Origin of the sequence: Pseudomonas sp. Y24-6, from assembly GCF_020295325.1 — a bacterium.
GTDB classification, from domain to species: domain Bacteria; phylum Pseudomonadota; class Gammaproteobacteria; order Pseudomonadales; family Pseudomonadaceae; genus Aquipseudomonas; species Aquipseudomonas gregormendelii.
The window spans coordinates 607,975-622,259 of sequence record NZ_JACBXG010000001.1; the positions used below are offsets into that span (position 1 = coordinate 607,975).

The window sequence follows — 14,285 nt, forward strand, 5'->3', positions numbered from 1 at the left end:
AATGATTAGTCGCTAGAATCAGGTAAGACCTATGAGAGGGGCTCATGAATGTTGCGGGAAAATGCGAATGATCTGCTCGCCTTCCTGGCAGTGGCCAGGGAGCGCAGCTTTACCAAGGCGGCCGGCAAGCTGGGCGTTTCCCAATCGGCGCTGAGCCACACCATTCGCGGCCTGGAAGCGCGCCTGGGCCTGCGTTTGCTGACCCGCACGACACGCAGCGTCTCTCCCACCGAGGCCGGCCAGCGCCTGCTGGAAAAGGTCGGCCCGCGTTTCGAGGAGATAGAGATTGAACTGGCGGCGCTGAGTGACCTGCGCGACACACCGGCGGGCAATATCCGCATCAACGCCATGGACCATGCCCTGGCCTGCATTCTGTGGCCGGTGCTCAAGCCCTTCCTGGCAAAGTACCCGGACATTTCGGTGGAAGTCTGCTGCGACTATGGCTTCGTCGACATCGCCGCCCAGGGTTTTGATGCCGGCGTGCGCCTGGGCGAAGATGTCGCCCAGGGCATGATCGCCACCCGAATCGGGCCGGACATGCGCATGGCGGTAGTGGGCTCGCCAGCCTACTTTGCCAACCGCGAGGTTCCGCAGACACCGCGCGATCTCACCGGCCACCAATGCAACAACCTGCGCCTGCCCACCCATGGCGGCCTGTATGCCTGGGAATTCAAAAAGGATCACGAAAGCCTCAACGTACGCGTATCGGGCCAGGTCACGTTCAATGGGGTGTACCAGTTGCTGGACGCCGCGCTGGACGGATTTGGCCTGAGCTACATTCCCGAAGACCTGATAGCGCCGCACGTTGCAGCCGGGCGACTGGTGCACGTGCTGGAAGACTGGAGCCCCTGGTTTGCCGGGTTCCATCTCTACTACCCGAGCCGACGCCAGGCATCCCCGGCGTTTGCTTTGCTGTTGGAGGCGTTGCGGTACAGGACCTGACCAGGCGCACCCTGCGCAGCGTTACCAGCAATGCGCCAGCATGGTTGCCGTCATCAGCCAGATCCCGGGCAGGCTCTCAGTGTTCGGGCGCCACGACCCGAAACTTGATGTCGATGTCCTTGGAAACGACGGTGTCAGCCCACTCCCCTTCGCCGATCCGGAACAGGTCGCGGTCCAGAACGAACTCGCCATTGAACAGGCCGATGCCACTTTCCGGTTTCAACTCGACCTGGACTTGCACCTCTCGGGTCAGGCCCCTGATTGTAAGATTGCCGATCACGGCATAGCGGTTGTTGCCCAGGTCCGTGACCCGGGTCGATTCGAATACGCCCTGGGGATATTCCGGGGTGTTGAACCAGGCCGGTTTCTGCAGTTCGAGGTTGGCGTCGCTGCTGCCGGCGTCGATGCTCGCCATGTCGATGACCAGTCGGGTGCGGGCTGCCGTGGGGTTGGCGGTGTCGAACTCGAAGCTGGCTTCGAACCTGCCGAACGTTCCGTAGACCTCGGAGCCCATCTGGTTGAAGGTGAAGCTGATTTTGCTCGCCGCAGGGTTCACGCGGGTGTATTCGGCGGCTTGTGTGCAAGGCACCGCCCCCATGATAAAAGTCATCGCTAACGCGATGGAACACGGGAATCGGCGGGTCATGTGATTCTCCGGTCGGGGCCAGGTTTGCCGATTGCAAGGCCGAATGCGGTAGATGGACTAAAGCAAAGAAACGCGCGTTGTTCCACTGTTGCCCAAGCCTGGCTTGCCAGCGATGACGCCCGCGAGATCGCCATCGCCGGCAAGCCGGGCTCCCACAGATCGGTGCCGAGCCCAACCCCGCGAACGCCTTGGCCCCTGTGGGAGCCTGGCTTGCCAGCGATGACGCCCTGACATTCACTAAAGCTACTACCGCCCAACGCACATCACCGCGTCATGTATTTCTAAACCAGCCGCTCGATCCGGCGGTGCAGCCAGACGAATCGGTAATACGCCGTCTGCAGCGCCAGCATGGCCAGGTACGCCACCGGAAACGCCATCCACACCCCTTGCAAACCAAACTGCGTATCCAGTGCATAGGCCACGGGCAATTGCACCAGCAGCACGCAGACGATCGAGATCGCCATCGGCACCAGCACCGTGCCGCTGGCGCGCATGATGCCGCCGATGATCGCCTGGAAACCAAAGATCAACAGGCTCCAGAGCATGATGTGCAGCAGGTGTTCGGCCATCGCCCGGGTCGAGTCGTCCGTGAGGAACAGTCCCAGCAACCAGTGCGACAACAGGTAACCCAGCAATACCAGGCCACCGGTCAGGCCTACGTTGATCCACAGCCCTGTGCGCAGGATCGGTCCCATGCGTTCCAGGCGCCCGGCGCCGATCGCCTGGGCGCCGAGAATCGAGGCGGTGATGGCGATCGACAGCGCCGGAAACTGCACGTAATTGACGATCTGCGTCACCGCACCATATGCCGCCGTCGCCTGGGAGCCGTGCTGGTTCACCAGCGCCAGGATCACCAGTTCCGACAACGACAGCACCACCATCTGCAAGCCCGTGGGCAAGCCGATGCGCAGCACTTTACCGAGTATCACCCGGTCCAGGCGCATCGCCGCGAACATCTCCCGGTCGGGTGCCAACGGGTGGCGCCTGGCGATCAATCGCCACGCCAGCCACCCCATTGCCGCCAGGTTACCCGCCAGTCCGGCATACGCTGCGCTCTGAATCCCCATTGGCGGCAACCCCAGCCAGCCTCGAATCAATGCCGGCGTCAGCGCCAGGCCAATGCAGGTGGATACCAGCAATGCCACCAGAGGCGACATCGTATCGCTGACACCGCGCAGCAATTGGGTAAACAGCACGTACACCAGCAACGACGGCATGATCCACATCATCACGTGGGCATAGGCAACGGCGTCGTCCAGTACGTCGGGCGGCGTGCCCAGCCCTTGCAGCGCCGTCCGCGCAAATACACTGCCCAGCACTGCAGCCGTCAGGCCAATCATCGCCCCCAGCAGTAACGTCGTACCGGCAATGGCCTTGACCATGTGCGCCTCGCGCGCCCCCCAGGCCTGACCGATCAGCACCCCGGCCCCTGCGCCGAGGCCGATTACCAGCGCAATGAAAAAGAACACGATCGGGAACATCCCTGAGACCGCAGCAAGGGCTTGGGTGCCGAGCATCTGGCCAATGTAGATACTGTTGATGGTGCCCGACATGGACTGCAGGAAATTGGACAGCACCATGGGCGCGAGGAACAGCAGGTAGGTTTTCCAAAGGGGCTGGGTTGACATGAAAGGGAGGTCCGTCTCGACTGCGCAGGGTGAGTACTCAAGGATAGCCCCAGGGTCGGGGACAAGGGAAACAAAGGCTGCGCGTTTGCCCTGTGCGACCACACCTTGCGTTTCAACAACTGCCACTCAGTGGCGACCAGGTCCCTGTCGCCATTTGGATCAGGCAGCCTGGAAACATACGTTTGCTCCATCGCTGGCGTCGATAGTCACCATCAACTCAATGAAGTTCTCATAAAAATCCTGGGGCGTAACATCGCATCCATACCAACCAATAACACCCCGGAGCACACTCTCATGAAACGCCAAGTCCTTCTCAGCATTGCATTCTCGGTTTTTGCAGCTAACGCTTTCGCCGCCACTTCCGCGCAGCCCGTCGTCGCTGAAGGCGGCTCGGATCGTCTGCTGGAACGTCGTGTAGCCGAAGGCGGCGCGGAGCGTCTGCTGGAACGGCGTGTAGCCGAAGGCGGCGCGGAGCGTCTGCTGGAACGGCGTGTAGCCGAAGGCGGCGCGGAGCGTCTGCTGGAACGGCGTGTAGCCGAAGGCGGCGCGGAGCGTCTGCTGGAACGGCGTGTAGCCGAAGGCGGCGCGGAGCGTCTGCTGGAACGGCGTGTAGCCGAAGGCGGCTCGGACCGTCTGCTGGAACGTCGTGTGGCCGAAGGCGGCTCGGACCGTCTGCTGGAACGTCGCGTAGCCGAAGGCGGCTCGGATCGTCTGCTGGAACGTCGTGTAGCCGAAGGCGGCTCGGACCGTCTGCTGGAACGTCGTGTGGCCGAAGGCGGCTCGGATCGTCTGCTGGAACGTCGTGTAGCCGAAGGCGGCTCGGACCGTCTGCTGGAACGTCGTGTGGCCGAAGGCGGCTCGGATCGTCTGCTGGAACGTCGTGTAGCCGAAGGCGGCTCGGACCGTCTGCTGGAACGTCGTGTGGCCGAAGGCGGCTCGGATCGTCTGCTGGAACGTCGTGTAGCCGAAGGCGGCTCGGACCGCTTGATCAAGTACCGCGCTGCATGAAGAATCGCTCTGGATCAACACTCACCGAAAGCCCGGCCTCAGCAGCCGGGTTTTTTTGTGGGCAAACCAGGCAATTTGACACTTATGACCACCGGCACACCTGTGTTACATACTTATTGAGTAGTGACCACTGTACCCATGAGGTTTTTGCCAATGCGCTTGTGCCCGTCCCTGCCAAAGCTGTTGCCTGCTGCGATGCTCGGTTTGTTCATGTGTGGAGCGCAGGCGGCCGTGCCCGCCCCGGCGCCCGACAGTTTGCGACCATTGCTGGTGACGATGTATGAGCGGCTGAGCATTGCCGATCAGGTGGCGCTGAGCAAATGGGATACGCGCCAGCCGACGCAAGACAGTGCGCGGGAAGCGCAAGTCATTGCCAATGCCAGGAAACAGGCGCTGGAACGCAAACTCGACCCGGACGAGGTCGCGGAGTTGATTGCCGCGCAGATTGAGGCCAGCAAGCTGGTGCAGTACGGTTTGCTTGCGCAGTGGCAAGCGGCTGGCAAGGCACCCGATACGCCGAGGCCAGACCTTTCCACGCAGGTCAGGCCGCGCCTGGATCAGCTGCAAGTCCGACTGTTGACCGAGTACGCCACGTTCGCCCGCTATCGTACCGACCCCGACTGCCCCCTGTGGCTAGCCACCGCCCGGTCCGGCCTGATCAAGGACGCTCTGCATGGACAGGCATTGATCCGGGCGACGGGTGATCTGTGTATCACTGCCCAGTGATGGGCGATTGGCAGCCATTGCTGGCGTCGATAGTCACCATCAACTCAATGAAGTTCTCATAAAAAATCTCCGGCGTAACATCAGCTCCATACCAACCAATAACACCCCGGAGCACACCATCATGAAACGCCAGGTCCTTCTCAGCATCGCCTTCTCGGTTTTTGCAGTTAACGCTTTCGCCGCCACTTCCGCCCAGCCCGTCGTCGCTGAAGGCGGGTCGGATCGCCTGATTGAAAGTCGTGTAGCCGAAGGCGGCTCCGATCGTCTGCTGGAACGCCGTGTGGCCGAAGGTGGCTCCGATCGTCTGCTGGAACGTCGTATAGCCGAAGGTGGCTCCGATCGCCTGCTGGAACGCCGCATAGCCGAAGGTGGCTCTGATCGTCTGCTGGAACGCCGCGTAGCCGAAGGTGGCTCCGATCGTCTGCTGGAACGCCGTGTAGCCGAAGGTGGCTCCGATCGCCTGATCGAGAGTCGCAACGCATGAGTGAAGTGTTAACGGCAGCACCCGACATAACCCGGCCTCAGCAGCCGGGTTTTTTCTGTCTGGTCATTGGCCGTCCTGGAACGTCTGCAGGTAGGCCAGCACATCCGCGACTTTATCCGGATCGCTGAGCCCCCAGAAGATCATTCGGGTCCCGGGCACCACCTTTTTCGGTGCTTCGAGGTACGCGGTGAGCGTTTGCGTGGTCCAGGTGATACCGGCTGATTTCATCGCATCGGAATACTGGTAATCCGTGGTGCTGCCGGACATCCGGCCGAAAATCTGATTGAGCTGCGGGCCGAAAGACGCCCGGGCGGACTCTCCGACCTGATGGCAGCCGCCGCAGATACGGCCAAACAGCTTCTGCCCTGCCTCCACATCACCCGCACCATGGGCCTGCGCGGTGAACAATGCACCACTGAGCAACAAGGCAACCGTGATTCCAGCGGCGTTGTTCATTTTCACTCCTGATCAGACGAGCACTATGCAGGCTGCACAGGATACGGATTGCCCCATCTTTCTCAATCAGGTTTTCACCGCCACCCAGGTGAAACACATGGGCAACTGGGCGCTCTGCTGCTCATAGCGGTCGTACAGTTCTTCGCGATTGGAGTGTGGATACTCCTTGAAATGACTGATCGCCAAACCTGCATCGAGGGCGCCGGTAAAGATGTCGCCCAGGGTATGAATGAACCAGTATGACGCTGCGGACTGCTGCTCGACCTTGCCGGCATAGACAATCGGTTGGGTTTGCACGAATGGTTCGCTGCGAAAGTAGGAGCTGTCCAGGCGGTACGGATCGCTCGCCTCGGGGTCGAACATCTCCAGAAACGGGTGGGTTTCGTAGATCACCAGCGCGCCACCGGTTTTGAGGATGCGGGCCACATGGCGGAAGAACTCGCCAATGTCCGGCATCCAGTTCAATACGCCAATAGTGACCAGCGCCACATCGAAACGGTTGTGGAGATCGCTTGGGAGGTGATGGATGTCGGCTTCGATGAACTGCGCAGGATGGGGCGAGCGCGCCCCCAGTTCCCGCGCCTGATCGAGGAAAGCGGCCGATTGATCGATACCCACCACGCTACGGGCACCAAGGGCAAACAGCGAGAGGCTTTCCCGGCCGTTGTTGCAGCCCACTTGCACGAGGTCTTTTCCTGCGACGCCGACTTGCTCCAGCAGGGTGTGCAAGGTGGTGTCAAGGCAGCTGAAATCATTGCGTTCTACAGCACTGAGCAGCGCCGGCCATTCAGGATTGTCCCGATGATGGCGGGCGGAGTCGTTCCAGGCCTCGCGGTTGCTGGCGATGGCTGTTTCCTTGGTCGGCATTTCCATTGCAGGCTCCAGAGATCTGGTCTTGATTGACCGGGGAAGGAGTCTAGGTGAGAGGTGCAGGAAAACCCATTGGGAGATTGTTGGATTCTTGTAAGGGGCAAACTCGCTGACTTCAATGGCCTAAGCGCGAGCAGAGCTCGCCCCTGCGAGGGGGATCTCCTGGCGGTGAACGTGTGCCCCCTGCGCAAGGTCTATAGTTAACGACCTTGGGGAAATTACCGAAAAATCAGGTGATGCCATGCAAAACACCAAGCTGATGATGTCGCTCGCTGTATGCCTGCTCGGTGCCAACGGCGCCCAGGCCGATGACAGTCCGATGCAGACGCAGACCTACAACAGCGAGTTCATCTACTACGGCGCGGACCAGCCCTTCGCCCACCCCTCGCCTCCGTCCATCAGCACCGTGCCGCCGGGGTCATACATCTCGACTTCGCCGCAGGACTTCATCCCGATAGCCAGCCGGCAGGAGTTTACCGACTCGCGCCTGCCGACCATCGCGGACGCCAGCGTACGGGTGTTCATCCGCTCCTATGACGCGCAGCGCGGGGTGTACGTCAACGAAGAAGTCCTCGACCCCACGTGCCTGCTCGCCTGCCTGAGTCGCCAGGGCCCGGCGTTGTAGCCCGGCTACCACTGGCGCTTGTCCGGACGCGAGAGGCCGAGCTTTTCGATGCGGTAGCGCAGCATGTCGCGGCTCAAGCCCAGCAGGCGCGCTGACTTGGTGACGTTCCAGTCGGTCTTGTCGAGCATCTTGCGCACCATGTCACGCTCGACCTCCGGAAGGTTCATCGACTCCGTGCCGTTGTAGACCGGCCGCGGCTCGTGGTGTTGCGCCTCCTGGATAATGGGTGGATCGTCCACCAGGCTCAGGCACACGTTCAACTGATGGGCTGCGATGGTATCGCTCTGGGCCAGCAGCACGGTCTGTTCGAGCATGTTGCGCAGCTCGCGCACGTTGCCCGGCCAGCTGTAGCTGAGCAGCAGTTCTTCGGCCTGATCGCTGAAATGCAGGTTCGGCTTGCCATAGCGCTTGCCGTGGGCCGCCAGGAAATGCCGGGCCAGGAGCAGGATGTCTTCGCCGCGGGCATAAAGCCGCGGCACCTTGATCGAGATGATCCGCAGGCGGAAGAACAAGTCGCGGCGGAACTTGCCTTGCTGCACCATCTGTTCCAGGTTGCAGTTGGTGGCGCTGATCACCCGCAGGTCGACCTTGCGCTCCTTCACCGACCCGACCCGGCGGATGGTCCGGTCTTCCAGCAGTTTAAGCAGCTTGGCTTGCAGCAGCAGGTCCATCTCGCCCACTTCATCGAGGAACAGGGTGCCGCCATCGGCGGCTTCGACCAATCCGACCCGGCGGTCCTTGGCATCGGTGAAGGCGCCCTTCTCGTGGCCAAACAACTCCGACTCCACCAGGTTCGATGGAATCGAGGCGCAGTTGAACTCAATGAACGGACCTTTGCTGCGCGGCCCGTCGAAATGCAGCGCCCTGGCCACCAGTTCCTTGCCGGTGCCGGTCTCGCCCTCCACCAGGACCGGCGGCAAGTCGGTGTTGGCCATGCGCCGCTCGGCGTCGAGCAGTTGGGCGATGGTGCCCTTGAGGTATTGCATGGGTGCCGACTCGCCGATCAACGCCTGCACGCCGGACTTCTGTGCTTCACGCTCCTGATAAAACGACAGCGTGCGCTCCATTCGATCAGTGGCCAGGGCCTTGTCCAGCAGCAGCTTGAGCTCCGGCAGGGCCACCGGCTTGGTGACGTAGTGGAAGGCGCCCTCTTTCATCGCCACCACGGCGTCTTCGACGTTGCCGTAGCCGGTCATCATGATCACTTTCAGATCCGGCGCGCTGACGCGCAGCTTCTGGATCAGGTCGTGACCGCTCATGCCCGGCAACGAGTTGTCGGTCAGTACCACATCAGGCGCAAACGTGCGCAATTGCTCCAGTGCATCTTCCGCCGAGTGGCAGACCGTGACCTCGAAGTCTTTGCGCTCCAGGTAGGTCTGAATATTCTCGGCAAGAAGTTCGTCATCCTCGACCAGCAGTATGCTGTGCTCCATATTCCCCTCCCGTTGCCACTTTGAAGTTGAGACATACGCGGGTTCCTTCCAGCTCCCGACTGGTCAGTTCGACCGAGCCTTCGAAACGCTCCATTATTCTTTTGACCAGGGCCAGACCCACGCCCAAACCGCCTTGCTTGGTGGTGAAAAACGGCTTGAAGACCATCTGCTGCTGTTGCGCGGTCATGCCTTTGCCGGTATCGCTCAACGTCAGGCTCACCTGCCCCGGCTGCGACGAATCGAGGCCGATCGTCAGCACGCCGCCCTTGGGCATGGCCTCCAGGGCATTGGCAAATAGGCTATTGAGAATCTGCGTGAGCAGCACCCGCTGACTGACGACCGGTTCGATCAAGCGTGGAGTGAAGCGCACCTCGACGTTCGAGCGGCGGATCAACGGTTCAAAGGCGTTCAGCGTGTCCTCGACGGCGAGCAACAGGTCCACGGCTTCGGAATCATCATTGGCCGGGCGCAAGGACACCAGCAATTCGCGAACCCAGCGCGACATGCGATCGACCTGGCTGATGATGTCGCTTATGTTTTTCTGAGCGTTCTGGCTGGCAATGTCCTGGGCCAGTTCAGCGCTGGAGCGGATGTTCGCCAGGGGATTGCGCAAGCTATGCGCCACTGCTGATGACATCTCCCCCAGGGCTACGAAGGTCTCGTTGGCGATCAACAATTTCTGCTGGGCCTGCAGCAGCCTGGCAGCGCGCCGCACGATCCAGAACAAGCCCAGGTAGATGGCCGCGCCGCCCAGTGCAGTGGCCAGCCAGATGGCCTTGAAGCCTCGCTGGATGCGCGCTACCAGGTCTACGGGCTCCTTGTAGATTTCCACCATGGCAATGACCTTGCTCCTGTCGGCGTTGAACATCGGGATGTAGTTCTCGACGAACAGATAAGCCGGCTCGCGCAGGAACCGCTGCTCGGGACGCTCATCATCGACCTCGTGATAGCTGGTGGATACCGCCTCCTTCATCGTGAAGGATTCGTCCAGTTCTTCGTCACCGGTAATGCGCTCACCGATCAGGTCGGGGTTGGTCGACCACACCACCGTGCGATCCAGTGCAAAGACGTGGGCCAGCAGGATGTCCGGCAAGTGCTCCACGTGGTCGAGAAACTCAACCCGGGCCGCCGCGCGTGTCGCGGGGTCTACGTCCGGATAAGCGTTGTCATCACGCGGGTCAAGCATCTCGCCCATGGTGCGGCGCGGATTGATCGAGGCATGGCGGATTTCAGCGTCACCGATGGCCTGGATGAATTGCGCAGTCAGCATGGAGTCACGCTCGATGCTCTCCTCGACCACAAAACGCGTGGAGATATAACCCAGGCCCAGGGCCACGGCGGCGATGATGACGAAGCTGCCCACGGAAAACCAACGCAGCAGATTGAACTGACCAGGCCAGCCCTCCCGCATTGCGGCCAAAGGCGGCGCAGATGCTTTTAATTGTTGTGGTCTGTGCATGGGCCTATCCCGGAATACAGGGGCGCGTTCCCAATCAGTGTAGGTGGCAATCAACGCCTCCGACGGCCCAATGATGGTAAATCGCCGCTATTGTGTATGTGCCGCCAGCGCCTGCTGGCGTTCGGTCTCTTGCGTCAGAAAATCAATCACCGCCTGGGCCGAGCTTTCATCCAGCCGCAGGTTGGGCATCGGGATCTTTTCGAAGCGTTCGAACAGCGCCGTCGCGATCGGGTCCCCCTCCGCCAGCATCCGGTCCGGCTCACGAATCCAGCGACTCAACCAGGCCGGGTCGCGCTGGCGGGTCACGCCGATCAGGTCCGGCCCGATGCTGCGCATGCCAATGCCCTGGCCATCCTGCGGGCCAAGGCTGTGACACGAAGCACAGCGGGTGCGAAACAGTTCTTCGCCGGTGCTCGGCGGGCGGATCTGCGGGGCGTCGGCATAACTTTGTTCAATGCTCGGCTGCTTCCAGTTCTGCAAGGTATTGGCCAGTTGATCGGCGAGGATCCACGGATTTTCAAAGGGCGAGGCCTTCATCGAGCGGCCGGTTTCCTGGTTGCCGACGATCAGGCTAAGGTTGTGGTCCTTGTTACGACCGTTGTCGACGCCTTCGATGAACAGCCCGAGCTTGTGTCTAAGCTCGGTGACATCGTCGAATTCACCGGTCAGAAATTGCCAGCCTGGCCCGACCTTGAAGCGTTGCGCGTAGGCCTTGAGCACGGCAGGTGTGTCGCTTAGCGGATCGATGCTGATCGAATAGAAGAAGATGTCCTTGCCTACCCGATCCCCCAACAGCGTCTGCACCTGACGCAGGCGCGCAGTTTCCAGCGGGCAGGAGTCGCTGCACGAGGTGAAAATGAAGTTGATCACCACCACCTTGCCCTTGATCAGGTCGTCGAAGAAATGCACCTGTTGACCGTCCTGGTTGGTCAGCTGGGTGTTGGGGAAATAATCGCCGCCCCAGGGCGTCACCGAGCCATTCGCCGCAGACTCCGCCTCGTGTGCCAGCAGCAACCGGCCAGCCAGCACGCAGGTCACCAGCAGCAGCACCAGGTGCATGGACAGGGCACGGGAGCGCGGCGTGTGCAGTGGCCGGTCGACCGGTAGGCGGTTCATTTTTTCACCGTCACTTGCGGTCCGAAACCGTCGCCGGTGCGGAAGGTTGGCAGTGCGGCGGAGTTCACATAGCGCACCCCGTCCCAGCTTGGCAGTGGCGTTGGCATCAGCTGCAATTGCCCGGGTTTTTCCAGGTCCCAGCGCAGCAGCATGGAGTTGTCTTCGTGCTGGGTGTTGTGACAATGCTCCATGTAGGTGCCGCCGAACTCACGGAAGTTGATCGCAAACTCCACGCTGTCCAGGCCGTCGTTTTCCGAGCCGATCCGGTACACGTCCTTGCGCGCCCATTTTTCCCATTCCGGTGGCGCCTTGCCGCCGCGACTGAGAATGATCCCTTCCTCGAAGTGCACGTGCACCGGGTGGCTCCAGCCCTTGCCGCCGGCCTTGATGTTCCACACTTCCAGGGTGCCGAAACCGCTGACTCCGGCGTCGGTGGGTCCGGTTTTAAGCTGAATCGAGGTATTCAGGCGCCGCGGGTCCATGTGGTAGCCGAAACCGCCATCGGTCTTGACCGTCCAGGGCGCGGCATCGGTGCCATCCGAGCGGCCATAGGTGAAGGTGCGGTGACGGGCCTGGGCGAGCAGCAGCTTGTCGGCGGCGTTGTCACGATGGATCTTCAGCGGGATCATCACCATGCCTTCGGCCTTGCCCGGCTTGGCCGGCTCGTAGGCTGCCGGATCCATGGCCAGGTCCTGGCCGGTGTAGGCCTTGACGTTGAGCTGGAGGACTTTGCCGACCCCCGGGTCACCCTTGTCCCATTGCGGCCCCTTGCTCGATTGCTTGAGCACCGCGAGGTATTTTTCCGACAGCACATCGCCAAGGGGGATTGGCTCTTTCGGCCCCTTGCCGTCGTCGTGGGCCAGCAGGTTGACCACGAACAGCTTGTCCCCTGGCTTGATGCCGTTTTTCGCGAAGTTGACGATGATATCGAAGCGTTCGGCGATGCCCTGGGTCGGCAGGATCGCATTGTGGTTCTGTTTATCGCCGTCGGCATCCAGGTCCATGCTGCCGTCGAAGGGCACGCTGTGCTCCATGATGTTGCCGTCGTTGGCGATCATGTGGAACGGCACCCGGCTGTAGGATACCCCGGAGTTTTTCGGCCCCTGGAACTCGCCGCTGCTGCCCTTGATTTCGCGCACGATGGCCAGCTTGAAGTAACGCGACACCGAGCCATTGAGGATGCGCAAGCGATAGCTGCGGGCGCGTACATCAAGGGTGGGTTTCCACTGCCAGTTGACCAGGATCTGGTCGCCAAGAAAGCCGTCGGTGTTGAACGGGTTGAACCACAACTGGCCGGACTGATCCCAGGCCTTGTCGGCGATCACCAGGTTGACGTCGTAGTCGCGATTGCCCCACGGCAAGGCGCTGCCGCTGGGCAAGCGCAGGTTGACGCCGTCGTTGACCGACTCGTTGCCGCGGTCCAGGGCACTGTAGTAGTTCATCATCGCCGCGTTGCCCTTGTAGACGTTCTGCGCGGTGAAATCGAGCATGTGGTCGTGAAACCAGTGGGTACTCATGGTTTCGCGCCAGTCGCCACGGATCTTGATCGTGCCGTGGTCGCAGGTCTTGCGGCTGGGGGTCAGGTCGTTGGTCCAGAGGGTCTCGCCCGGCGAGCAGGGGAACGCCGCGCGCGGATCCTGGGCATCGGTGTTGATGCTGTCATAGCCGGCCAACTGGATCGGCCAGCGATAGTCGTAGTACTGGCCAGGGAAGAAGAACGCATTGGCATAGCCATCGCTTTCCGCTGGCGCGTGGCCGTTGTGTTCGTGGGTGCTGATGGTATGCAGGCCGAAGCCCATGTTGGCCGCCGGGTCGATGGGCAGGCCGTTGTAGTGCCGCATCAGGACGGGCTGGCCGTAGCGCACCATCAACAACTTGGGCGGCAGGGTGCCGTCGAAGGTCCAGACCGAATTGTGGTTTTGCACCGGCATGTTCGGATGAAAGCGCGGGTCGACGCCCTTGGCGGTGCCGTCGGTAGCCGGGACGCCGGCCACGTTGTGGTAGAGCCCGCCGGGGCCGAACTCGCCCAGGGCATAACCATGCATCTGCCGGCTGTCACGCAGCCCGCCATTGACCCGGGCACCGGTCTGCACGGTCTTGTAGGCCAGTTGCGGGTAGAACTCGTTCCAGCGCTGGTGGGACCAGCCCTTTCCAGGCGGGCGCCCTTCTGCCGACGAGCCGATATGCCGGTTGAGGAAATATTCGATCTGCGCCTGCCAGGGGTTGCGGTCCACCACGTTGGAGAACTGACTGGGGAAAGGTGTCAGCCCCGGCTGACGCAGGAAAGCATCGAGCGCGGCGCCCGGAGGTGCACTGCGCGCCGCACTGGTGGGGTCCTGTTGCGGCGCCGGGCCGATCGCCACGGGCGGAAACGGCAGGGGCGACGCCGGTGTGGTCGGGTCGAGCTTTTCCGGGCCGAACTCTTCGAACAACACCAGTTGCTGGGTAAATGGCTGGGCGCCAAACAGTGGGCTGGGCTTGCCATTCGTGGGGTAATTGAAACTGGTCTGCACCGTTGGCGGCAGGATGTTTTCCTGACGCGGCGTGTCGCGACTGCCTTTGACGCCATCGGGCAAATCGAAGGAATCCTCGTTGGCCTCCGGCATGGTGAGGATCGCATTCAAGGCGCCGACCTTGTCCTCGGGTTCGTCGTAATAAGCCGAAGGGTCCGAGGGTTCGGGCTGTCGCTCGTCGTCGATCGGGCTGGCACGCAAGGAAGATGCAGCCAGGGTCATCAGGAGGATGCCCACGGGCGTGAACCACTTGCAGATTCGTTTGAAGGGGTGTGTCGATTGCCTGTTCATCACCAGCCGCCTCACAGTCAGAAGGGGTACTGGTGGAATTGCAAGGAGCTCGCCAGACTTGTAACAGATTAATACAAAAGAATTAACG

Annotated in this window: 11 protein-coding genes and 2 pseudogenes; 5 read left to right on the forward strand and 8 right to left on the reverse strand. The window is 61.5% G+C overall.

The annotated features are described in order from the left end of the window. The first annotated feature begins 48 nt into the window (after positions 1-48). Complete coding sequence (locus HYI44_RS02875; RefSeq protein ID WP_225568705.1) at positions 49-942, forward strand: LysR family transcriptional regulator; 894 nt, start codon at positions 49-51, stop codon at positions 940-942. Between the two features lie 76 nt (positions 943-1,018). Here the strand turns inward: HYI44_RS02875 and HYI44_RS02880 are convergent, their stop codons facing one another. Further along, on the reverse strand, positions 1,019-1,588 hold the full coding sequence (locus HYI44_RS02880) for a YceI family protein (RefSeq protein ID WP_225568706.1): 570 nt from the start codon (positions 1,586-1,588) through the stop codon (positions 1,019-1,021). Between the two features lie 281 nt (positions 1,589-1,869). Then, on the reverse strand, positions 1,870-3,216 hold the full coding sequence (locus HYI44_RS02885; RefSeq protein ID WP_225568707.1) for an MATE family efflux transporter: 1,347 nt from the start codon (positions 3,214-3,216) through the stop codon (positions 1,870-1,872). A gap of 294 nt (positions 3,217-3,510) precedes the next feature. Between HYI44_RS02885 and HYI44_RS02890 the strand changes: the two are divergent. The 3 genes and pseudogenes from HYI44_RS02890 to HYI44_RS29345 all read left to right on the forward strand — a co-directional run. Beyond that, positions 3,511-3,981 (forward strand): annotated as a pseudogene (locus tag HYI44_RS02890) (phage infection protein); the annotation flags it as partial. 396 nt (positions 3,982-4,377) lie between these two features. Further along, positions 4,378-4,950 (forward strand): chorismate mutase, encoded by a 573-nt coding sequence (locus tag HYI44_RS02895; RefSeq protein ID WP_122838472.1) that lies wholly within the window; start codon positions 4,378-4,380, stop codon positions 4,948-4,950. A 121-nt stretch (positions 4,951-5,071) separates the two neighbouring features. Beyond that, positions 5,072-5,431 (forward strand): annotated as a pseudogene (locus HYI44_RS29345) (phage infection protein); the annotation flags it as partial. Between the two features lie 66 nt (positions 5,432-5,497). Here HYI44_RS29345 and HYI44_RS02905 read toward each other — a convergent pair. Further along, positions 5,498-5,890 (reverse strand): c-type cytochrome, encoded by a 393-nt coding sequence (locus HYI44_RS02905; RefSeq protein ID WP_122838470.1) that lies wholly within the window; start codon positions 5,888-5,890, stop codon positions 5,498-5,500. Positions 5,891-5,956: 66 nt separating this feature from the next. After that, positions 5,957-6,763 (reverse strand): class I SAM-dependent methyltransferase, encoded by an 807-nt coding sequence (locus HYI44_RS02910; RefSeq protein ID WP_225568710.1) that lies wholly within the window; start codon positions 6,761-6,763, stop codon positions 5,957-5,959. 238 nt (positions 6,764-7,001) lie between these two features. Here HYI44_RS02910 and HYI44_RS02915 point away from each other — a divergent pair, with 238 nt between their 5' ends. Next, positions 7,002-7,385, forward strand: a complete 384-nt coding sequence (locus HYI44_RS02915; RefSeq protein ID WP_201149782.1) for a hypothetical protein — start codon at positions 7,002-7,004, stop codon at positions 7,383-7,385. Positions 7,386-7,390: 5 nt separating this feature from the next. Here the strand turns inward: HYI44_RS02915 and HYI44_RS02920 are convergent, their stop codons facing one another. From HYI44_RS02920 to HYI44_RS02935, 4 genes are all read right to left on the reverse strand, one after another. Continuing rightward, a complete protein-coding gene (locus HYI44_RS02920; RefSeq protein ID WP_122838467.1) occupies positions 7,391-8,818 on the reverse strand; it encodes a sigma-54-dependent transcriptional regulator in 1,428 nt (475 codons plus the stop codon). After that, positions 8,787-10,277, reverse strand: a complete 1,491-nt coding sequence (locus HYI44_RS02925; RefSeq protein ID WP_225568711.1) for an ATP-binding protein — start codon at positions 10,275-10,277, stop codon at positions 8,787-8,789. Before HYI44_RS02925 ends, HYI44_RS02920 begins: the two co-directional genes overlap by 32 nt. An 87-nt stretch (positions 10,278-10,364) precedes the next feature. Beyond that, the gene (locus HYI44_RS02930; protein ID WP_225568712.1) at positions 10,365-11,393 is read right to left on the reverse strand and encodes an SCO family protein; all 1,029 of its coding nucleotides are present in this window, start codon (positions 11,391-11,393) and stop codon (positions 10,365-10,367) included. Continuing rightward, positions 11,390-14,128 carry a multicopper oxidase domain-containing protein gene (locus tag HYI44_RS02935; RefSeq protein ID WP_412548473.1) on the reverse strand — a complete coding sequence of 913 codons (2,739 nt, stop codon included), beginning with the start codon at positions 14,126-14,128 and terminating at the stop codon, positions 11,390-11,392. The genes HYI44_RS02930 and HYI44_RS02935 overlap by 4 nt, the downstream gene beginning before the upstream one ends. Positions 14,129-14,285: the final 157 nt, after the last annotated feature.

Bases quoted from the DNA above. Each gene is read 5' to 3' on its own strand.
- HYI44_RS02875 (WP_225568705.1), top strand. From the start codon at position 49: ATGTTGCGGGAAAATGCGAATGATCTGCTCGCCTTCCTGGCAGTGGCC.
- HYI44_RS02880 (WP_225568706.1), bottom strand. From the start codon at position 1,588: ATGACCCGCCGATTCCCGTGTTCCATCGCGTTAGCGATGACTTTTATC.
- HYI44_RS02885 (WP_225568707.1), bottom strand. From the start codon at position 3,216: ATGTCAACCCAGCCCCTTTGGAAAACCTACCTGCTGTTCCTCGCGCCC.
- HYI44_RS02895 (WP_122838472.1), top strand. From the start codon at position 4,378: ATGCGCTTGTGCCCGTCCCTGCCAAAGCTGTTGCCTGCTGCGATGCTC.
- HYI44_RS02905 (WP_122838470.1), bottom strand. From the start codon at position 5,890: ATGAACAACGCCGCTGGAATCACGGTTGCCTTGTTGCTCAGTGGTGCA.
- HYI44_RS02910 (WP_225568710.1), bottom strand. From the start codon at position 6,763: ATGGAAATGCCGACCAAGGAAACAGCCATCGCCAGCAACCGCGAGGCC.
- HYI44_RS02915 (WP_201149782.1), top strand. From the start codon at position 7,002: ATGCAAAACACCAAGCTGATGATGTCGCTCGCTGTATGCCTGCTCGGT.
- HYI44_RS02920 (WP_122838467.1), bottom strand. From the start codon at position 8,818: ATGGAGCACAGCATACTGCTGGTCGAGGATGACGAACTTCTTGCCGAG.
- HYI44_RS02925 (WP_225568711.1), bottom strand. From the start codon at position 10,277: ATGCACAGACCACAACAATTAAAAGCATCTGCGCCGCCTTTGGCCGCA.
- HYI44_RS02930 (WP_225568712.1), bottom strand. From the start codon at position 11,393: ATGAACCGCCTACCGGTCGACCGGCCACTGCACACGCCGCGCTCCCGT.
- HYI44_RS02935 (WP_412548473.1), bottom strand. From the start codon at position 14,128: ATGACCCTGGCTGCATCTTCCTTGCGTGCCAGCCCGATCGACGACGAG.